This is a genomic window from Haloferax chudinovii, from assembly GCF_042663345.1.
Taxonomy (GTDB): domain Archaea; phylum Halobacteriota; class Halobacteria; order Halobacteriales; family Haloferacaceae; genus Haloferax; species Haloferax chudinovii.
Genome location: NZ_JBHTAB010000001.1, coordinates 566,522 through 584,078 on the forward strand (window position 1 = coordinate 566,522; position 17,557 = coordinate 584,078).

Here is a 17,557-nt window from a genome sequence, read left to right on the forward strand (position 1 = left end):
CCGTGGTGACCAATCGTGGTTGAATTACAGTCGGTCGGGTTCGAGTCGGAGCTCAGCCTGTTCAAATACGACACGCTCGAACAGCTTCCGGAGAGCCACCGCGACCTCGACGAGGCCGCCCGCTCCCGGCGAATCGCCGCCGCCCGCGAGGCGTTGGGCGACCGCGTCGTCGTCCTCGGACACAACTACCAGCGACGCGAAATCGTCGAGCACGCGGACTTCGTCGGCGACTCCTACGAACTCTCGAAGCGCGCCGCCGAGTCGGACGCCGACTACGTCGTCTTCGCCGGCGTGACGTTCATGGCCGAGAGCGCGGACATCATCACCGACGACGACCAGACGGTGATTCTCCCGTCGATGGAGGCGTCGTGCCCGATGGCCGGGATGGCCGAGGCCGTGCAGGTCGACTCCGCGTGGGAGACGCTCGTCGAGGAGTCCGGGGGCAAGGACATCGTCCCCGTGACGTACATGAACTCCTACGCCGACCTGAAGGCGTTTTGCGCCTCCCACGGCGGGCTCATCTGCACCTCCTCGAACGCCGCCGACGCCTTCGAGTGGGCGTTCGAGCGCGGCGACGCCGTGCTGTTCCTGCCCGACAAGCACCTCGGGCGCAACACGGCCGACGAACTCGGCATCGACGAGGTCGTCGAGTGGGACCCGTGGGCCGGCGACGTGGCCGAGTCGATGGGCGCTACCGGCGAAGCAGACCCCGAGATACCCGACCTCGGCGACGCCGAGGTCGTCCTCTGGGACGGCTACTGTCAGGTCCACGAGCGCTTCCGCGTCGACCACGTCGAGGCGGCGCAGGCCGACGGCGCGAAGGTCGTCGCCCACCCCGAGTGCCGCCCGAGCGTCGTCGCGGCCGCCGACGAAGTCGGTTCCACGAGCCACATCTGCGACGTCGTCGCGAACGCGGACCCCGGTGAGACGTGGGCCATCGGCACCGAGGTCCACCTCGCGCGACACCTCGCGCGCTGGCATCCCGAGGTCGACGTGCGCCCCCTCTGCGGCGATGCCTGCATGGACTGCAACGCCATGCGGCAGGTCGACCCCAACTACCTGACGTGGGTGCTCGAAGAGCTCGCCGCGGGCCGCGAACCCAACGTCGTCGAGGTCGCGCCCGAGGAGAAGGAACTCGCCGCGGTCGCGCTCGACCGCATGCTCGAACTATGAAGGCCGACGTGCTCGTCGTCGGCTCCGGCATCGCCGGCTGTGCCGCGGCCCTCGCCGCCGCCCGCGAGGGGGCCGACGTGCTCGTCGTCACGAAGGCGACCGAGCCCGAGGACGCCGCGTCCGACTGGGCGCAGGGCGGCATCGCCGTCACCCAGTCCGCGCCCGCGGAGTTCGCCGCCGACATCCGGCGGGCGAGCGACGACACCGCCGACCCCGAGGCGGTCGAGACGCTCGTCTCCGAGTCCCGCGCCGTCGTCGAGGACGTGCTGTTGGACACGCTCGGCGTCGAGTTCGACGCCAGCGCCGACGGGGCGAGCGTCGGCGACCCGGACGCCGGCGACGCCGACGACTTCGACCTCGCCCGCGAGGCGGGCCACTCCAGCCGCCGCATCCTCCACGTCGACGCCAGCACCGGCGCGCACGTCCTCCGGCCGTTCCTGAACCACCTCTCGGCCCGGGACGGCGTGCGCGTCGTCGACGGTGCGATGGCGCTCGACCTCCTGACCGAGGAGGGGACCGTCCGCGGCGCGACCGTCCTCGCGGACGGCGACGTCGAACCCGTCTTCGCCGGGGCGACCGTCCTCGCCACCGGCGGCATCGGCGACTGCTACGCCCGCTCGACCAACCCCGCGGGCGCGACCGGCGACGGCGTGGCGATGGCCGCGCTCGCCGGCGCAACCGTCTCGGATATGCAGTACGTCCAGTTCCACCCGACGGCGTACGACCCCGGGACTGACCCGCGGGCCGACGACGACGCGCGACCGTTCCTCGTCAGCGAGGCCGTTCGCGGCGAGGGCGCGACCCTGCGCGACGCCGACGGCCGCCGCTTCATGCCCGACGTGCACGAAGACGCCGAGCTCGCCCCCCGAGACGTGGTCGCCCGCGCCGTCTCCCGCGCCCGCGACCGGACCGGCCGCGTCGTCCTCGACGTGTCCGACCTCGACTTCCGCGAGGAGTTCCCCGACCTCGCGGCGCTCTGCGACGACCGCGGCGTCGACCCCGACGCCGGCATTCCGGTCGCCCCGAGCGAGCACTTCCTCTGCGGCGGCGTCGCCGTCGACGACCGCGGCAGGACCTCGCTGTCCCGCCTGTTCGCCGCCGGCGAGTGCGCCCGCACCGGCGTCCACGGCGCGAACCGGCTCGCCTCGACCAGCCTGCTCGAAGGGCTCGTCTGGGGCGTCCGCGCCGGCGGGACCGCGGCCGACCGCGGCCGCGGCGAGGCCGAGACCGTCGAGTACGCGCCGCCCCGCGACTCCGACCCGGCGCTCCCCGACGCCTTCGCCGACACGAAGTTCGACCGCCTCGGGCGGACGATGGACGAGTTCGTGGGCATCGAGCGCACGCCCGACGGCCTCGACACCGCGCGGGCGCGGCTTCGCCGCCTGAAAGGCGAGGTCGACGCCTACGCCCGCACCCGCGTCTCGCGGCCCGTCTACGAACTCCGGAACGCCTGCGTCTCGTCGCTCCTCGTCGCTCGCGCGGCCGCCGACGCGCCCTCGGCCGGTTGTCACTCGCTCGTCGACCCGGACGGACGTGAGGGAGGCGAGGGAGGCGAGGGAAGCGACGACGCCGAACAGGGGGTGACCCCGAGTGCTGACGACTGAGACGGTCGAGCGCTGGTTGGCCGAGGACGTCGGCCACCGCGACGTGACGAACGACGTGCCCGGCGACACCACCGGGCGACTCGTGGCCACAGAGCCGGCGGTCGCCGCCGGTCTCGACGCCGCCGTCGCCGTCTTCGACTCTCTCGGCGTCGCGGCCGAGAACGCCGTCGAAGTCGGCGACGCGGTCGAACCGGGCGACGAAGTCCTGCGGGTCGACGGCGACGCCCGGAACGTCCTGCGGGGCGAGCGCGTCGCCGCCAACGTCGTCGGCCACGCTTCCGGCGTCGCGACCACGACCCGCGAGGCGGTCGACGCCGCCCGCGAAGTGTCGGACTCGGTTCGGGTCGCCGCGACCCGCAAGACTACCCCCGGCCTCCGCGGCGTCGAAAAACGCGCCGTCGTCGCCGGCGGCGGCGACACCCATCGTCTCACGCTCTCGGGGATGGTGATGGTCAAGGACAACCACATCGCCGAACTCGGCTTGGAGGAGGCGGTCCGCCGCTTCGCCGAGCGCAAGTCGTTCGCGACGAAGCTCGAGGTCGAAGTCGAGACGCCCGAGATGGGCGAGCGCGCCGCGGCCGCCGGAGCCGACATCGTCCTGTTCGACAACCTCCCGCCCGAGGCGGTCCGCGAGGGCGTCACCCGGCTCCCCGACGGCGTGCTCTCGGAGGCCAGCGGCGGCATCACGCCCGAGACGCTCCCCGCCTACGCCGACACCGGCGTCGACGTGGTCTCGATGGGGTGGCTCACCCACAGCGCGCCGAGTTCCGACTTCTCGTTCCGGACCGGGTGAGTGGTGATTCCGACCGGAGCGAAGGGAAAACCCCTTACTTTCGGTCGTCGCACTCGCGGGCAATGGGCTTTTTCGACGACCTCCGCGACCGCATCGAGGCGACAGACAGCGTCGTCTCGGTCGGCCTCGACGCCGACATCGACCGCATCCCCGACCACCTCCTCGACAAGGACCTCCCGCGCTGGGCGTTCAACCGCCGCATCATCGACGCGACTCACGAGCACGCCGCGGCGTACAAGCCGAACGCGGCGTTCTACGAGGACGAGGACGGCTGGCGCGCCCTGCGCGAGACCATCGCCTACGCCCACGGCAAGGGCGTGCCGGTCCTGCTGGACGCCAAGCGCGCCGACATCGGCAACACGACCCGCAAGTACGCCGACCTGCTCGACGACGCCGACGCCATCACGGTCAACCCCTACATGGGCCGCGACTCCATCCAGCCGTTCCTCGCGCGGGCGGACAAGGGCGTGTTCGTCCTCTGCCGCACCTCGAACCCCGGCGGCTCAGACCTCCAGTCGCTCGAACTCGACTCGGGCGAACCCCTCTACGAGCGCGTCGCGGCGCTCTGCGACCTCTGGAACGAACACGGGAACGTCGGCCTCGTCGTCGGCGCGACCGGTCCCGAGGAACTGGAGCACCTCCGCGAGCAGGTGCCCGACCTGCCGTTTCTCGTCCCCGGCGTGGGAGCGCAGGGCGGCGACGCCGAGGCCGCGGTCGAGTTCGGCCTCGCGGACGGCGTCGGCCTCGTGAACTCCTCGCGCGGCATCATCTTCGCCGGCGAGGACGACGGCGAGGACTTCGACAAGGCCGCCGGACAGGCCGCAAAGCGCCTCAAAAAGCGGCTGAACCAGTACCGCTGAGGCGACGCCAGCAGTCGATTTTCCCGGCCGCCCCGTCCGGCGGTCGCGGCCCGGCGAGACGTTTACCACCGTGCGACCCTAACTGCGCCCGTGGACCGAGACCGACTCGTCATGGGGCTCGCGGCGGTGTTCGCGGGCATCACCATGCTCCTCGTCGTGTTGGCGTTCGCCTACCGACAGCTCCTGTTGCTGTTCGTCGCCCTCCCCTTCGGCGCGACGACGTACTTCATGTACGCCCACGTCAGCGGCCGCCTCAAAGAGCGGTTCCGCCGGACGCGCGTCCGTGCCGACGCCGGGCGCGGCGGGTTCGGCTTCCGGTCGGAGCGACGGCAGAGCGACCGACAGGCCACCGGCGGGTTCGGCGCTGGCCCCCGCGGCGACCCACAAGAGGGACCGCGCGCCGGGCGGTTCGGTCCAGACGGCGGGTTCGACGGCGAACGCCGCCGGCGACAGCGAACCCGCGGCGACGAGGCGAGCGTCCGCCCGCCGCGACGCGGTATGAGCCGACAGCAAGCCCTCGACACGCTCGACCTCGACGCCGACGCCTCTGAGGACGACGTGAAAGCGGCCTACCGCGAGCGGGTCAAAGAGACCCACCCGGACTCGAAGACCGGCGACGAGGAGGCGTTCAAGCGCGTCAACCGGGCCTACGAACGACTGAGCGACTGAGCACGTCTCGGTTTCGTTCGCATCTGACCGACACGCGTCTCGTCGGGCGCGTCCGCGTCGCTTCCGTCTCGATTGTGGTACAGTCTCATGGCAATTGCTACCGCGGAAAGCGTTTTCACCGTCGGTTTCCTACCCGAGTCTATGAGCGCGGATCGGGCTCTCTTGGATGAGGCCCTCGAGCGCGGTGAGGAAGAAGGCGGAAGCGTCGAGTTCAAAGAACGCCTCACCCGCGCCGTTCACCTGTCCGACGGCCGGATGGAGTCGCTCGCGGCTCAACTCAGACACCGAGTGCTCTCCGGCGACGGCGTGGCGACCTACGTGGTCGGCGTCACCGACGACGGCGGCATCGCCGGTATCCCGCCGGACGACTTCTCCGAGACCATGGACGTGCTGTCGCTTCTGGCCGAGGAGGCCGGGGCGCACATCGAAGACGTGGAGACGTGGGGCGTCGGCGATTCGGCCGAACGCGGCCTCGTCGGCGTCGCGACAATCCGCGAGGGCACGATGCTCGACGTCGACGACGACCACATCGTCGTCGGCACCGCGGGCCACGTCGACCACGGCAAATCGACGCTCGTCGGCTCGCTCGTGACCGGGCAGGCCGACAACGGCAACGGCGGCACGCGGTCGTTCCTCGACGTGCAACCCCACGAGGTCGAACGCGGCCTGTCTGCGGACCTCTCGTACGCCGTCTACGGCTTTGCCGACGACGGTCCGGTCCACATGCGTAACCCCCACCGGAAGTCCGACCGGGCGCAGGTCGTCCAAGAGGCCGACCGGCTCGTCTCGTTCGTCGACACCGTCGGCCACGAGCCGTGGCTTCGGACGACGATTCGCGGCCTCGTCGGTCAGCGCCTCGACTACGGTCTGCTCGTCGTCGCCGCCGACGACGGCCCGACGAGAACGACCCGCGAACACCTCGGCATCCTGCTCGCTATGGAGCTTCCGACGGTCGTCGCCATCACGAAGGTCGACGCCGTCTCCGACGAGCGCGCCGCCGAGGTCGAACGCGAGGTCGAGCGGCTCCTCCGCGACGTGGGCCGGACGCCCCTGAGCGTCGAGCGTCACGGCGTCGAGGCCGCGGTCGAAGAGATAAGCGAGTCGGTCGTCCCGCTGTTCCCGACGAGCGCAGTCACGATGGACGGCCTCGACGACCTCGACCGGCTGTTCGAGTCGCTCCCGAAGCGAAGCGCCGCCGAGGGCGAGTTCAAGATGTACATCGACCGGACCTACTCGGTCACGGGCGTCGGCGCGGTCGCCTCCGGCACGGTCAACTCCGGGGCGGTCGAGGCCGGCGACAAACTGCTCTTGGGGCCGATGTCCGACGGCGAGTTCCGCGAGGTCGAGGCCCGCTCCATCGAGATGCACTATCACCGGGTCGACCGGGCCAACGCCGGCCGCATCGTCGGCATCGCGCTCAAGGGCGTCCGCGAGTCCGAAATCGAGCGCGGGATGGTGCTCCTCCCGGCCGACGCGGAGCCGACCCCCGTCCGCGAGTTCGAAGCCGACGTGATGGTGCTCAACCACCCGACGCGGATTCAGGAGGGCTACGAGCCGGTCGTCCACCTCGAAACCGTCTCCGAGGCGGCCGTCTTCCACCCAGAGGGCGGGCGACTCCTCCCGGGCGACACCGGCACGACCCGCGTGGAGTTCAAATTCCGCTCGTACTTCGTCGAGGAGGGCCAGCGATTCGTCTTCCGCGAGGGGCGGTCCAAGGGCGTCGGCACCGTGACGAAGGTCGACTAGAATAGCACGGGCGGCGACTCAGGTTCGTCCCGCCGACGGTCAGGCCGCGTCTTCGACCGCGACCGCGACGTAGCCGTCCGTCCGTTTTTCCGCCGCGTCAAACAGCACCGCCCAGTCGAGGAGCCGCGCGACTCTGTCGCGCCAGCGCGACTCCCACCCATCGGGGTCGCGGTGGCGCTCCCAGTTCGGCACGGTCGGCTCGAACGCCTCGAACACCGCGTCCGCAGACGTCGGCTCGTCGCCGAGGGCGTCGAGCGCCTCGCGCGCGCCGAAGACGTTCCCCTCGAAGGCGATTCGCAGGTCGTCGGCGTCGGGGTGGTCGCGGACGCGCTCGAAGCCGCGACTCACCCCGCGGGCGAGCCCGAGCGACTGGCAGAACACGAGCCAGTCGCGGCCCTCGTCGGGCGTCACGTCGAGTCGCTCGGCGACGCGTCCGCAACAGTCGTCTTCCGACCCCGGAATCAGGGGCACGGCGCGGTGGGCGTCCCACAGTCGGTCGAGGGAGTCCGGCGCGGGCGGGACCGGCTTGCGCCTCACAGTCCGAACGAGTCGGCGAGCACGTCCTCGTCGGTCTCGCCGAGGGTGTACGTCGGCCCGTCGACCACGTCGACCGTGACCTGCGCGGGGCCGAACACGTCGGGGTCGACCGCGCCGAACTCCCAGTCGGCGTCCTCGAACAGTTGCTCGAACGGGACGCCGTAGTCCGACCCGGCCGTGGAAATCGCGCGGTCGAAGTCGTCGAAGTCCTCGCTGACGGTGACGTGGACGCGCCCGCCGTAGGCGACGGCGTCGTTCGTCCGGCCCATGGCGACGCTCTCGTCGTAGCTGACTGGGGCGAGCGGGGCGGAGCCGTTGATAGAGAGGACGTTCGTCGGGTCGTAGCCCGCCTCGAAGAGGTTGAACACGGCGAGTTCGGCGGCGCGAGCCGCGCCCGTGACGCTCCCGACGAGCGAGCCGGTCGCGTAGGTCGGCAGGAAGACGGCGCTCGGTTCGAGGCCGGTCGTCTCCGCGACGTGTTCCGCGACCTCGTCGGTCGGGAGGTCGATGCTCTCGACGGCGAGGACCGTCAGGTCGAACTCGTCGTAGTAGCCGAGGTGGTGGAACTCCTCTTCCTCGCCGACCAGCGCGCGTGCGGGGCCGGAGCCGAGGCCGTCGAAGTCGTCGAAGGTGAGCTCCCAGCCGGCCTTCTGCGAGCAGAGGAGAGCCAGTGCGGGGCGGTCGGTGGAGAGTTCGACGTGCGGGCGGGGCGTGCCGGCGACCTCGCCCATCCGCGTCTGTACCGTGGCGAGCCCCGCGGTCTGAATCTCCGCGAGGAGCATCCCCGCTTCGACACCGCCGTCGGCGTCGACGCCGAAGTCGATGACCGTCGCGCCCGAGTCGAGTTCGTAGCCCTCGATGCCGAGCTCCCCGGCGAAGTCGAGCGCCTCGTCGACCAGTTCGATGGCCATCCGATTGATGCTGTCCATGCGAGGCGATTGCGCGCCTTCGGCTAAAGGGTTTGTCAGTCCTCACCGCCCCGGGTCGCGTGGACGTGTCTCGTGTCTCGCATGGCGGACCCGCGCGACGGGTCGCCGCGGCCCGCGAAGCTACTCGCGGTCGCGTCTCGCTTCCCGCCCGAGGTGGGCTTCGACGGCGTCGACCTTGTCGGCGGCCGTCTGGTCTTTCGTGCGCTTGTCGTCTACCTTCAGGAACGTGCTCACGCGGTCGCCGTCGACCGCCTTGTGGGCCGCGCCGACCGCCGCGAGCAGTTCGTCGATGTCGTCGGCCTCGATGACCGTCCCCATCGGGTTCGTCTCGTAGGCCACCTCGAAGTCGTCGAGGGCCGCGACGGCCTTGGCGACCTCGCCCGACATACTCCCTTCGACGACCGGTGCGACGCTCAGCATCGCGATGACTGTCATGACCGTACCCACGCGACACGCGGTAGTAAAACGGGGTGACCAGTCGGCGATTCGATGACCGAACCGACGAGGCTATGCCCTCGAACAGTCACAGACTCCACTATGTTCCAGAGCGAACTCACACGAATGGCGCTCGTCGCGGGGGCGAACGTCGCCGGCGGGGTCACTCTCGGGTCCGCTATCGGCGGGGCCGTCGGCTACGCGGCGGAGTGGACCGTGACGGGTGCCGTCTTGGGGCTGGCGGTCGCCGTCTTCGCCGCCCGCCGGTAGTCACTCTCGCCGAGCGTCGTCACCGCCGACCGGGCGCGCATCGCGCTTTTCTCGTCGGCCGACGTATCAGCGCTCATGAATCCGCGCGTCGAGAGAGCGGTCACGCTGGGCCGGGCCATCGCCTACGAGGTCCGGACCGAGCGGCTCACCTTCATGGCGGGCAGTATCGCCTACGGAGCGTTCGTCTCGCTGTTACCGCTGTTCCTGCTCGTCCTCGCGGCCGTCTCCGCCACCGGCGACAGCGGCCTCCGCGAGGGCGTCATCGCCGTCATCCAGTCCGTCTTGACTCCCGGCGCGAGCGACGTCATCGTCGCCGAACTGGAGTCGTCGACCCAACTTGCGAGCCTCTCCCTCGTCGGGGTGCTCGTGTTGGTGTGGGGGACGCTCCGCATCTTCCGCGGTCTCGACACCGCCTTCTCGGACATCTACGAGTCCGAGGCGGCCAACACCTTCGCCGACCAGCTTTCGGACGGCATCGTCGTGCTCGTCACCGTCGCGGTCGCCGTCGTCATCGTCGCGCTCCTCGAGTCCGTGCTCCCCGCGCTCGACGGGGCGCTCGGCTGGGTCGTCTACCGCGGCCTCCTCGTCGCCGTCCTCTTTCTGACGTTCTACCCGATGTACTACATCTTCCCCGACGAGGACGTGACCTATCTGGGGGTCGTCCCCGGCACGCTCGTCGCCGCCGTCGGGCTGACGACCTTCGAGTCGCTGTTCCGACTCTACGTCGAGTTCAGTAGCCGCGCTCCCGAATCGAGCGTCGTCGCCGGCATCCTCGTCCTCCTGACGTGGCTCTACTTCAGCGGGCTCGTCATCCTCCTCGGCGCGGCCGTCAACGCGGTGCTGTCGAACCGCTCGCGCGACGTGAACGTGCGTCCGCTGTTCGGCGGCGTCCCCCTCGACTCCCAGACCGACACCGTGACGCGCGGTGAGGTGACCGCGGCCATCGAGCGACTCGACCGCCTCATTGCGGCCGCTCCCGACGAGGACCTGACGCTCCGCGTCGGCGACGAGTCCGTCACGCTCCCCCGCCCAGAGCGGGTCGTCGCCGACACCGAGACGAGTCGGTTCCTGCCGGAGGGCCCCGTCAGACTAGAACTCAGATGGTCCTCGTGGCCTGACAGTCACGAGGAGTGACGACGGGCGTTATGTGGATGGCGTGCGTATGCGACACTATGGCAATAAAGACCCCCGCACGACCGACGGAGCCGGCGCGACCGCTCGACGACGAACGAGCGCGGTGGGAAGCCGTCGAGACGACCGCCGAGACTGCCTCTCGCGCGGTTCGACCGCCGACCGTCGTCGAACACCGGCGACTGCCCGAGAAAGACTTCGGCGAGGCCCGACTCGTCTGGCGGTGTGACGACTGCGGCGAACTCGGCTCGCTGACCGCGTTCCCGTCGTCGTGTCCCGACTGCGGCGCGGGCCGCGAGGCACTGTTCTACTCCACCGAGGACTGACTGCCTCGGTCGAGCGCGGTCCGCCATCGGCCGACCGCGACCGTTTTCCCGCCGGCCGACGACCGCCGGATATGTATCTCTCTCACCCCGTCCGTCGCATGCGCGACGACCCGCTCGACGACGCGGTCACGGAGCTCCGCGTCGAACCCGCGGCCGACGACGCCCGCGCCGCGCTCGAAACCCGCGTCGAGTCGCTCGGCGGAAGCATCGAACGCGAACTCCGGTTCGGCGGCGTCGTTGTCTCGCTCGCGGAGTCGGCCGTCTCCGACCTCTGCGAACTCGACGGCATCGAGCGCATCGAGACCGCCGACACGCTCGGCTACTGATTCTTCGCCCGCGCGTGTGAGAACGGGACGCCTCCCCGTTCTGGAAACTGTCAACTATTTAGTGTTCGCTCTACGGACGTGGCGTATGGTCTCTCTTTCCGCCCGCATCGCGCGAGTAGCCCCCGTCGTCTTCGCGTCTCTCAGCGCCCTCGCGGCGTTCCCGGCCGAATCGTGAGCGTGCTTGCCGACCTCGGGGGCGTTCCCCTGCTCGTCGCGTACCTGTTGCTCCTCGCGGGCACGGCCGTGCAGTACCGGCGCGGAAAGCTCCCCGCTACGCGGGCGGTCCTCCTCGTCGGGATGTGTCTCACGTGGCTCTCGTACGCCCTCTTGCAGGTGACCCAGTCCGGGACCGTGCCGACGGGCACGCCGCTCAACTACGCCCTCGACGCGCTCGCCGTGGTCGTCCTCGTCGTCGGCGTGGCCGCGATGGGCTGGTGGTGGCGGACGCGGGACGAAACGTGAGCGTTTCCGGGGACGCGTCGCTGAGTGGGTTGCGTTCGGAGAAGCGCGTCGGCTGGGAGTTCACCGAACACCGCGAGGTGAACGCAGGAACACCGGCGAGCCGGCGGTCGAGTCGGTGAGACGGGAGTTGAACACCACTCGCTCACTCGCGTTCGCTCGCTAGTTCAACTCCCACCGGGCCGCATTCACAACTCATAGTCCGAGCGACACGCACAGCGGTCGCTCGGAAGGTAGATTCGTTGTAGAAGTGCGTCGGCTGGGATTTGAACCCAGGTTGTGACCATGGCAAGGTCACGTGATACCACTACACTACCGACGCATGTGGTGGATGTGCGCTGGCTGGGATTTGAACCCAGGTTGTGACCATGGCAAGGTCACGTGATACCACTACACTACCAGCGCATTCCGCGTGTATCGTGGCGTGCTACTGCGTTACTCGATAGTGTCGGGTTGATAAATAAGACTTGCGAAACGGGGGAGAAATCGGGCGACGGCGCGCCACCTGCTACCACATAAAATTCGCCTTCACCGACCTGTCGCAGACCGTGTAATTATGTACCACGCGACGTTCGCCAATCCCCCGCAAACTTGGTCGTGGGACGCTCTATCACCCCAGAATGGATTCGCTACTCTTTTAGGTAGGCCCCCGGTAGAAACGCCACAGTCTAGACGAGACGAGGATGAATTCGGCATGACACTCAGCGTACTCGTGCCGTCCTCACTCGTCCGGGAAGCCGAAGACAAACGCGAGGCAACTCGCAAACTCGGCTACGTCGCCCGCGCGGCGGCGGTCTTCCGGGCGAACGAACTCGTCGTCTTCCCCGACGAAGACGGCGAGAACAAGTGGGGCGGCGAGTTCGTCGAAACCGTACTCCGGTACGCCGCGACGCCCCCCTACCTCCGCAAGGAGGTCTGGGGCAAGCGCGACGAACTCCGCTACGCTGGTATCCTGCCGCCCGTTCTCGTCGCGTCTACGACCGCGGACGACTCCGACGAGTCGCCCGCGTTGCGAGAAGGAATCGTGACCGAGGTCGGACCTGACGACCGCGTTCGGGTCAATTGCGGAATGCAACACCCGATCTCCCTGTTCGTCCCTCCCGGGATGAACCTCACAGAGGGAGAGCGCGTCGCTGTCAGGATCTCTTCGCGAGAACCGGTCCGTGCGCGGATCGTCGACGAGCCCCTTCCGGGCTTCGACGTATCCCGCATGGACCTCACGGAAGCACTCGGCAGGCCAGATGCGGGCGTGCGAATCGCCACGTCTCGCTATGGCGAACCGCTGTCGGTCCCCAGATTGGGCGACCTGACGGCCCGCATCACCGAGGCCGGCGGCATGACCGTCGTCTTCGGGTCGCCGGGCCGTGGGCTTCCGGACATGCTCGGGATGTCTCCCGAGGATGTTGCAGACGTCGAACCTTCCGTTGGTCCGGGGTTCGACCTCTGGCTCAATACGATTCCGCGACAGGGAAGCGAGGTCGTGCGAACGGAGGAAGCGATGTTCGCCTCCCTCGCCTCCCTGACACTCACGGAGTGAATCCATGCCACAACCAAGCAGACCACGAAAAGGCTCGATGGGCTTCAGCCCCCGCAAGCGTGTGACCAAAGAGGTCCCGCGTATCAAGTCGTGGCCAAGTGACGACGGTTCCCCTGCACTGCAGGGATTCGCTGGCTACAAGGCCGGTATGACCCACGTCATGATGGTCAACGACGAGGCCGACTCCCCCCGCGAAGGAATGGAGGAGTCCGTCCCGGTGACCGTCGTCGAGACGCCGCCGATGCGCGCCGTCGCCCTTCGCGCCTACGAGCAGACGCCGTACGGTATGAAGCCGCAGACCGAGGTCTGGACGGACGAGTTCCACGATGAACTCGACCGCGTCCTCGACCTGCCGGCAGAAGACACGTTCGACTCGGGCGCCGACGCGCTTCGCGAGGCCGTCGAGGCCGGCGAAGTCGATGACCTCCGCGTCATCACGCACACGGTGCCCGCCGAGCTCGCGAACGTGCCCAAGAAGAAGCCCGACGTGATGGAGACTCGCGTCGGCGGCGGCTCCATGGTGGAGCGCGCCGACTTCGCCCTCGACCTCGTTGCCGAGGGCGGCGAACACGAGATGTCCGACGTGTTCCGCGCCGGCGAGTACCTCGACGCCGCGGGTGTCACGAAGGGTAAGGGTACGCAGGGCCCCGTCAAGCGATGGGGCGTCCAGAAGCGTAAGGGCAAGCACGCCCGCCAGGGCTGGAGACGCCGTATTGGCAACCTCGGCCCCTGGAACCCGTCCCGTGTCCGCTCTACGGTTCCGCAGCTCGGTCAGACTGGGTATCACCAGCGCACCGAGCTCAACAAGCGCCTCATCGACCTCGGTGAGGGCGACGACGCCTCCGTCGAAGGTGGCTTCGTCAACTACGGCGAGGTCGACGGCTCCTACGCGCTCATCAAGGGCTCGCTCCCGGGCCCCAACAAGCGCCTCCTGCGGTTCCGCCCGGCCATCCGGCCGAACGACCAGCCGCGCCTCGACCCCGAGGTGCGCTACGTCTCTACCGCATCGAACCAGGGTTAAACCATGCAGGCAACTATCCGAGACCTGAACGGCGACGACGCGGGCAGTATCGACCTGCCCGAGGTCTTCGAGACGGCTTACCGTCCGGACCTCATCAAGCGTGCCGTCATCGCCGCGCAGGCAAACCGAAAACAGCCGTACGGTGCCGACCCCTACGCCGGACTTCGAACCCCGGCAGAGTCCATGGGCAGTGGCCGTGGGATGTCCCACGACCCACGCCAGAACGGCGTCGCCCGACGCGTCCCGCACGCCGTCTCCGGCCGTCGCGCTCACCCGCCGAAGGCCGAGAAGGACCAGGGGAAGGAGATCAACACGAAGGAGCGTAAGCTCGCCGTCCGCTCGGCGCTCGCCGCCACGGCGGACCCCGAGCTGGTCGCCGAGCGCGGTCACCGCTTCGACGACGACGCCGAGCTCCCCCTCGTCGTCTCCGACGACTTCGAGGACCTCGTCAAGACGAAGGAGGTCGTCGACCTCCTGCAGTCCCTCGGCGTCTACGACGACATCGAGCGCTCCGAGGACAACAAGAAGGTCAAGAGCGGCCAGGGCAAGCTCCGCGGTCGCAAGTACACCCGTCCGAAGTCCGTTCTCTTCGTGACGGCCGACGAGCCCTCGAAGGCGGCTCGCAACCTCGCCGGCGTCGACGTCGCCACCGCGGCGAACGTCTCCGCCGAGGACCTCGCACCCGGCACCCACGCCGGTCGCCTCACGCTGTTCACCGAGAGCGCGCTCGAGGAGGTCGCAGAACGATGAGCATCATCGAACATCCGCTGGTCACGGAGAAGGCGATGAACCAGATGGACTTCGACAACAAGCTCCAGTTCATCGTCCACATCGACTCGACCAAGTCCGACGTCAAGTCGGAAGTCGAGTCGCGCTACGACGTGACCGTCGAGAAGGTCAACACGCAGGTCACGATGAAAGGCAAAAAGAAAGCAACAGTTCGTCTCTCTGAAGACGACGACGCGCAGGAAGTCGCGTCGCGTATCGGGGTGTTCTAACCATGGGACGCCGAATTCAGGGTCAGCGTCGCGGTCGCGGTACGTCCACATTCCGGGCGCCGTCGCACCGCTACAAGGCCGAACTGTCGCACAAGAAGTCCGAAGACAAAGACACCATCTCGGGCACGGTCGTCGGCATCGAGCACGACCCCGCACGCAGTGCGCCCATCGCCCTCGTCGAGTTCGAGGACGAACAGCGCATGATTCTCGCGCCCGAGGGCATCTCCGTCGGCGAAGAGCTTCAGATCGGCGTCTCCGCCGAAATCAAGCCCGGCAACACCCTGCCGCTCGCCGAGATTCCCGAGGGTGTTCCCGTCTGTAACGTCGAGCACCAGCCCGGCGACGGCGGGAAGTTCGCCCGCGCCTCCGGCGTGAGCGCGCAGCTGCTCTCGCACGACCGCAAGGTCGCTATCGTGAAGCTCCCGTCGGGCGAGGTCAAGCGCCTCAACCCCAACTGCCGCGCCACCATCGGCGTCGTCGCCGGTGGCGGCCGCACGGAGAAGCCGTTCGTCAAGGCAGGCAAGAAGTACCACAAGATGAAAGCGCGCGGTATCAAGTGGCCGCGCGTGCGTGGTGTTGCTATGAACGCCGTCGACCACCCGTTCGGTGGCGGCGGCCGGCAGCACCCCGGTCAGCCGAAGTCCGTCTCGCGGAACGCTCCGCCGGGACGGAAGGTCGGTGACATCGCCTCCAAACGCACCGGTCGCGGTGGCAAGGGAGGGAAGTAACCATGAGTACGCAATACCGCACCGGCCGCGAAGGTGAGTTCACCTACCGCGGCTACACGCTCGACGAGCTGCAGGAGATGGAGCTCGACGAGGTCACGGAACTGCTCCCCGCTCGTCAGCGGCGAACCATCACCCGAGGCCTGTCGGCCGAGCACGAGAAACTGCTCGCGAAGGCTCAGGACAAGACGGAAGAGGAGACGGCCAACGCGCCCATTCGAACGCACCTGCGCGACATGCCGATTCTCCCCGAACTCGTCGGTCTCACCTTCGCCGTCTACACCGGTCAGGAGTTCGAGCGAACCCAGATTCAGCCCGAGATGATCGGCCACTACCTGGGCGAGTTCCAGCTGACCCGTAGCTCGGTCGAGCACGGTCAGGCCGGTATCGGCGCGACCCGGTCTTCGAAGTTCGTGCCCCTCAAGTAAACCATGGGAATCAACTACAGCGTCGAGGCCGACCCGGACACCACGGCCAAGGGTATGCTCCGGGACCGGCCCATCAGCATCAAGCACAGCAAGGCCATCTCCCGCGCCATCAAGGAGATGCCCGTCGCCGACGCAGAGGAGTACCTCGAAGCCGTCATCGACGGCGAGCGGTCGGTTCCGTTCAAGCAGCACAACTCCGGCGTCGGTCACCGAAGCGACATCGACGGCTGGGACGCGGGACGGTACCCCGAGAAGGCGTCCAAGGCGTTCCTCGAACTCCTCGAAAACGTTCGCAACAACGCGACCGAACAGGGGTTCGACGGACCGGCCATGGAAATCAAGCACGTCGCCGCCCACAAGGTCGGCGAGCGTCAGGGTCGCAAGCCCCGCGCCTTCGGTCGGGCGGACCCGTGGAACACCCCAATCTGTGACGTCGAACTCATCATCGAAGAGGTCGAAGAATAATGGCTGACGAACACCAATTCATCGAGAACGGACTGCAGCGGTCCCAGATCGACGAGTTCTTCGCGGAAGAGCTCGGCCGAGCGGGCTACGGCGGCATGGACGTCGCCAAGACGCCGATGGGCACCCAGATCGTGCTCAAGGCCGAAAAGCCCGGGATGGTCATCGGGAAAGGCGGGAAGAACATCCGTAAGGTCACCCGCGAACTCGAAGAGCGATTCAACCTCGACGACCCCCAGATCGACGTGCAGGAAGTCGACGAGCCGGACCTCAACGCCCGGATCGTCGCCGACCGCCTCGCCAACGCGCTCGAACGCGGCTGGTACTTCCGTAAGGCGGGCCACACGACAATCGACCGCATCATGGACGCCGGCGCACTCGGCGCTGAAATCGTCCTCTCCGGCAAGGTCACGGGTGCTCGCTCCCGCGTGGAGAAGTTCAACCGCGGCTACATCAAGCACAACGGCGAGCCCGCACAGGAGATCGTCGACGAGGGTCAGGGCGTCGCAGTCATGAAGCTCGGCACCATCGGCGTGACGGTCAAGATCATCCCGCCGGGTGCGAAGCTCCCCGACGACTTCGAAGTCGAGGAAGACGCGAATCCCGAGGCCGTCGAACAGATCGAAGAGACCGAGGGCGTCGAAGACCTCCTCGAAGAGGAGCCGGAAGACGTTCCGGACGTCTCCGAGGACGCTGACGCCGAGACGGACGCCGTCGACGAAGACGTCGTCGAGGAAGCGGCCGTCGAAGCGGTCGAAGAGGAAGTCGTCGACGACGACACCGACGACGAGGACGAAGCGGTCGAGGACGTCGTCGACGACGACGAGGAACTCGACGAAGACGTCGCCGAAGAGGCGGCCGACCTCGTCTCGGAGATGGAAGACGAAGACGACGACGAAACGGAGGAAGAATAAATGGCGATCCTCTACACCGAAGAGATTCGCGACATGACGCCCGCAGAGCGCACCGCCGAGCTCGAAGAGCTCGAGACGGAACTGCTCAACGCGAAGGCCGTGCAGGCCGCGGGTGGCGCGCCGGAGAACCCCGGCCGCGTCTCTGAACTGAAAAAGACCATCGCCCGAATCAAGACGATTCAGGGCGAAGAAGGCGACCTCGACGAAGAATAAA

23 protein-coding genes and 2 tRNA genes are annotated in these 17,557 nt (G+C 68.3%); 19 read left to right on the forward strand and 6 right to left on the reverse strand.

The annotated features are described in order from the left end of the window. Positions 1-15 precede the first annotated feature (15 nt). From nadA to ACFQI8_RS02890, 6 genes are all read left to right on the forward strand, one after another. A complete protein-coding gene (gene nadA / locus ACFQI8_RS02865) occupies positions 16-1,173 on the forward strand; it encodes a quinolinate synthase NadA (RefSeq protein WP_390242708.1) in 1,158 nt (385 codons plus the stop codon). Then, the gene (locus ACFQI8_RS02870) at positions 1,170-2,777 is read left to right on the forward strand and encodes an L-aspartate oxidase (protein ID WP_390242709.1); all 1,608 of its coding nucleotides are present in this window, start codon (positions 1,170-1,172) and stop codon (positions 2,775-2,777) included. The genes nadA and ACFQI8_RS02870 overlap by 4 nt, the downstream gene beginning before the upstream one ends. After that, positions 2,764-3,570: a carboxylating nicotinate-nucleotide diphosphorylase gene (nadC, locus tag ACFQI8_RS02875; RefSeq protein WP_390242710.1), complete on the forward strand. Its 807-nt coding sequence runs from the start codon at positions 2,764-2,766 to the stop codon at positions 3,568-3,570. Before ACFQI8_RS02870 ends, nadC begins: the two co-directional genes overlap by 14 nt. A gap of 62 nt (positions 3,571-3,632) precedes the next feature. After that, positions 3,633-4,430 carry an orotidine-5'-phosphate decarboxylase gene (pyrF, locus tag ACFQI8_RS02880; protein ID WP_390242711.1) on the forward strand — a complete coding sequence of 266 codons (798 nt, stop codon included), beginning with the start codon at positions 3,633-3,635 and terminating at the stop codon, positions 4,428-4,430. Positions 4,431-4,520: 90 nt separating this feature from the next. Beyond that, positions 4,521-5,099, forward strand: coding sequence for a J domain-containing protein (locus ACFQI8_RS02885; RefSeq protein ID WP_390242712.1), 579 nt, complete (start codon positions 4,521-4,523; stop codon positions 5,097-5,099). A 141-nt stretch (positions 5,100-5,240) separates the two neighbouring features. After that, positions 5,241-6,845, forward strand: a complete 1,605-nt coding sequence (locus ACFQI8_RS02890; protein ID WP_390242713.1) for a GTPBP1 family GTP-binding protein — start codon at positions 5,241-5,243, stop codon at positions 6,843-6,845. A 39-nt stretch (positions 6,846-6,884) separates the two neighbouring features. Here the strand turns inward: ACFQI8_RS02890 and ACFQI8_RS02895 are convergent, their stop codons facing one another. From ACFQI8_RS02895 to ACFQI8_RS02910, 4 genes are all read right to left on the reverse strand, one after another. Continuing rightward, positions 6,885-7,382 carry a hypothetical protein gene (locus tag ACFQI8_RS02895; protein ID WP_390242714.1) on the reverse strand — a complete coding sequence of 166 codons (498 nt, stop codon included), beginning with the start codon at positions 7,380-7,382 and terminating at the stop codon, positions 6,885-6,887. Further along, positions 7,379-8,311: a methenyltetrahydromethanopterin cyclohydrolase gene (gene mch, locus ACFQI8_RS02900; protein ID WP_390242715.1), complete on the reverse strand. Its 933-nt coding sequence runs from the start codon at positions 8,309-8,311 to the stop codon at positions 7,379-7,381. Before mch ends, ACFQI8_RS02895 begins: the two co-directional genes overlap by 4 nt. 120 nt (positions 8,312-8,431) lie before the next feature. After that, a complete protein-coding gene (locus ACFQI8_RS02905) occupies positions 8,432-8,746 on the reverse strand; it encodes an MTH1187 family thiamine-binding protein (protein ID WP_390242716.1) in 315 nt (104 codons plus the stop codon). Positions 8,747-8,943: 197 nt separating this feature from the next. Then, positions 8,944-9,093: a hypothetical protein gene (locus ACFQI8_RS02910; protein ID WP_390242717.1), complete on the reverse strand. Its 150-nt coding sequence runs from the start codon at positions 9,091-9,093 to the stop codon at positions 8,944-8,946. Between ACFQI8_RS02910 and ACFQI8_RS02915 the strand changes: the two genes are divergently transcribed. The 4 genes from ACFQI8_RS02915 to ACFQI8_RS02930 all read left to right on the forward strand — a co-directional run bounded on the left by ACFQI8_RS02915 (position 9,092) and on the right by ACFQI8_RS02930 (position 11,261). Then, on the forward strand, positions 9,092-10,150 hold the full coding sequence (locus ACFQI8_RS02915; protein ID WP_390242718.1) for a YihY/virulence factor BrkB family protein: 1,059 nt from the start codon (positions 9,092-9,094) through the stop codon (positions 10,148-10,150). The two genes, ACFQI8_RS02910 and ACFQI8_RS02915, sit on opposite strands and share 2 nt — an antisense overlap. Before the next feature lie 38 nt (positions 10,151-10,188). Beyond that, complete coding sequence (locus ACFQI8_RS02920; protein WP_390242719.1) at positions 10,189-10,473, forward strand: DUF7130 family rubredoxin-like protein; 285 nt, start codon at positions 10,189-10,191, stop codon at positions 10,471-10,473. Between the two features lie 71 nt (positions 10,474-10,544). Further along, on the forward strand, positions 10,545-10,799 hold the full coding sequence (locus tag ACFQI8_RS02925) for a hypothetical protein (RefSeq protein ID WP_390242720.1): 255 nt from the start codon (positions 10,545-10,547) through the stop codon (positions 10,797-10,799). A 171-nt stretch (positions 10,800-10,970) separates the two neighbouring features. Then, positions 10,971-11,261, forward strand: coding sequence for a hypothetical protein (locus ACFQI8_RS02930; protein ID WP_390242721.1), 291 nt, complete (start codon positions 10,971-10,973; stop codon positions 11,259-11,261). Positions 11,262-11,509: 248 nt separating this feature from the next. Here the strand turns inward: ACFQI8_RS02930 and ACFQI8_RS02935 are convergent. Both ACFQI8_RS02935 and ACFQI8_RS02940 read right to left on the reverse strand, forming a co-directional pair. Next, a tRNA-Gly gene (locus ACFQI8_RS02935) sits at positions 11,510-11,580 on the reverse strand. Between the two features lie 12 nt (positions 11,581-11,592). Next, a tRNA-Gly gene (locus ACFQI8_RS02940) sits at positions 11,593-11,663 on the reverse strand. Positions 11,664-11,952: 289 nt separating this feature from the next. On the opposite strand from ACFQI8_RS02940, the gene ACFQI8_RS02945 reads away from it, so the two are divergent. The 9 genes from ACFQI8_RS02945 to rpmC are packed head-to-tail and all read left to right on the forward strand — an operon-like array spanning position 11,953 to position 17,556. Further along, positions 11,953-12,795, forward strand: coding sequence for a putative RNA uridine N3 methyltransferase (locus ACFQI8_RS02945; protein ID WP_390242722.1), 843 nt, complete (start codon positions 11,953-11,955; stop codon positions 12,793-12,795). Positions 12,796-12,799: 4 nt separating this feature from the next. Further along, positions 12,800-13,816: a 50S ribosomal protein L3 gene (locus ACFQI8_RS02950; protein ID WP_390242723.1), complete on the forward strand. Its 1,017-nt coding sequence runs from the start codon at positions 12,800-12,802 to the stop codon at positions 13,814-13,816. A gap of 3 nt (positions 13,817-13,819) precedes the next feature. Next, positions 13,820-14,566, forward strand: coding sequence for a 50S ribosomal protein L4 (rpl4p, locus tag ACFQI8_RS02955; RefSeq protein ID WP_390242724.1), 747 nt, complete (start codon positions 13,820-13,822; stop codon positions 14,564-14,566). Continuing rightward, positions 14,563-14,814 carry a 50S ribosomal protein L23 gene (locus ACFQI8_RS02960; protein ID WP_004042614.1) on the forward strand — a complete coding sequence of 84 codons (252 nt, stop codon included), beginning with the start codon at positions 14,563-14,565 and terminating at the stop codon, positions 14,812-14,814. The genes rpl4p and ACFQI8_RS02960 overlap by 4 nt, the downstream gene beginning before the upstream one ends. Positions 14,815-14,816: 2 nt before the next feature. After that, a complete protein-coding gene (locus tag ACFQI8_RS02965; protein ID WP_004042612.1) occupies positions 14,817-15,542 on the forward strand; it encodes a 50S ribosomal protein L2 in 726 nt (241 codons plus the stop codon). Between the two features lie 2 nt (positions 15,543-15,544). Further along, a complete protein-coding gene (locus tag ACFQI8_RS02970; protein ID WP_390242725.1) occupies positions 15,545-15,967 on the forward strand; it encodes a 30S ribosomal protein S19 in 423 nt (140 codons plus the stop codon). Positions 15,968-15,970: 3 nt separating this feature from the next. Further along, positions 15,971-16,432 carry a 50S ribosomal protein L22 gene (locus ACFQI8_RS02975; RefSeq protein ID WP_390242726.1) on the forward strand — a complete coding sequence of 154 codons (462 nt, stop codon included), beginning with the start codon at positions 15,971-15,973 and terminating at the stop codon, positions 16,430-16,432. After that, positions 16,432-17,343: a 30S ribosomal protein S3 gene (locus ACFQI8_RS02980; protein ID WP_390242727.1), complete on the forward strand. Its 912-nt coding sequence runs from the start codon at positions 16,432-16,434 to the stop codon at positions 17,341-17,343. Before ACFQI8_RS02975 ends, ACFQI8_RS02980 begins: the two co-directional genes overlap by 1 nt. After that, positions 17,344-17,556: a 50S ribosomal protein L29 gene (rpmC, locus tag ACFQI8_RS02985; RefSeq protein ID WP_004062417.1), complete on the forward strand. Its 213-nt coding sequence runs from the start codon at positions 17,344-17,346 to the stop codon at positions 17,554-17,556. Position 17,557 lies beyond the last annotated feature (1 nt).

What these genes read in the sequence shown, in the direction of transcription:
- ACFQI8_RS02870 (WP_390242709.1), top strand. Translation starts at nt 1,170, where the DNA reads ATGAAGGCCGACGTGCTCGTCGTCGGCTCCGGCATCGCCGGCTGTGCC.
- pyrF (WP_390242711.1), top strand. Translation starts at nt 3,633, where the DNA reads ATGGGCTTTTTCGACGACCTCCGCGACCGCATCGAGGCGACAGACAGC.
- ACFQI8_RS02890 (WP_390242713.1), top strand. Translation starts at nt 5,241, where the DNA reads ATGAGCGCGGATCGGGCTCTCTTGGATGAGGCCCTCGAGCGCGGTGAG.
- mch (WP_390242715.1), bottom strand. Translation starts at nt 8,311, where the DNA reads ATGGACAGCATCAATCGGATGGCCATCGAACTGGTCGACGAGGCGCTC.
- ACFQI8_RS02905 (WP_390242716.1), bottom strand. Translation starts at nt 8,746, where the DNA reads ATGACAGTCATCGCGATGCTGAGCGTCGCACCGGTCGTCGAAGGGAGT.
- ACFQI8_RS02915 (WP_390242718.1), top strand. Translation starts at nt 9,092, where the DNA reads ATGAATCCGCGCGTCGAGAGAGCGGTCACGCTGGGCCGGGCCATCGCC.
- ACFQI8_RS02910 (WP_390242717.1), bottom strand. Translation starts at nt 9,093, where the DNA reads ATGAGCGCTGATACGTCGGCCGACGAGAAAAGCGCGATGCGCGCCCGG.
- ACFQI8_RS02920 (WP_390242719.1), top strand. Translation starts at nt 10,189, where the DNA reads ATGGCAATAAAGACCCCCGCACGACCGACGGAGCCGGCGCGACCGCTC.
- ACFQI8_RS02925 (WP_390242720.1), top strand. Translation starts at nt 10,545, where the DNA reads ATGTATCTCTCTCACCCCGTCCGTCGCATGCGCGACGACCCGCTCGAC.
- ACFQI8_RS02945 (WP_390242722.1), top strand. Translation starts at nt 11,953, where the DNA reads ATGACACTCAGCGTACTCGTGCCGTCCTCACTCGTCCGGGAAGCCGAA.
- ACFQI8_RS02950 (WP_390242723.1), top strand. Translation starts at nt 12,800, where the DNA reads ATGCCACAACCAAGCAGACCACGAAAAGGCTCGATGGGCTTCAGCCCC.
- rpl4p (WP_390242724.1), top strand. Translation starts at nt 13,820, where the DNA reads ATGCAGGCAACTATCCGAGACCTGAACGGCGACGACGCGGGCAGTATC.
- ACFQI8_RS02960 (WP_004042614.1), top strand. Translation starts at nt 14,563, where the DNA reads ATGAGCATCATCGAACATCCGCTGGTCACGGAGAAGGCGATGAACCAG.
- ACFQI8_RS02965 (WP_004042612.1), top strand. Translation starts at nt 14,817, where the DNA reads ATGGGACGCCGAATTCAGGGTCAGCGTCGCGGTCGCGGTACGTCCACA.
- ACFQI8_RS02970 (WP_390242725.1), top strand. Translation starts at nt 15,545, where the DNA reads ATGAGTACGCAATACCGCACCGGCCGCGAAGGTGAGTTCACCTACCGC.
- ACFQI8_RS02975 (WP_390242726.1), top strand. Translation starts at nt 15,971, where the DNA reads ATGGGAATCAACTACAGCGTCGAGGCCGACCCGGACACCACGGCCAAG.
- ACFQI8_RS02980 (WP_390242727.1), top strand. Translation starts at nt 16,432, where the DNA reads ATGGCTGACGAACACCAATTCATCGAGAACGGACTGCAGCGGTCCCAG.
- rpmC (WP_004062417.1), top strand. Translation starts at nt 17,344, where the DNA reads ATGGCGATCCTCTACACCGAAGAGATTCGCGACATGACGCCCGCAGAG.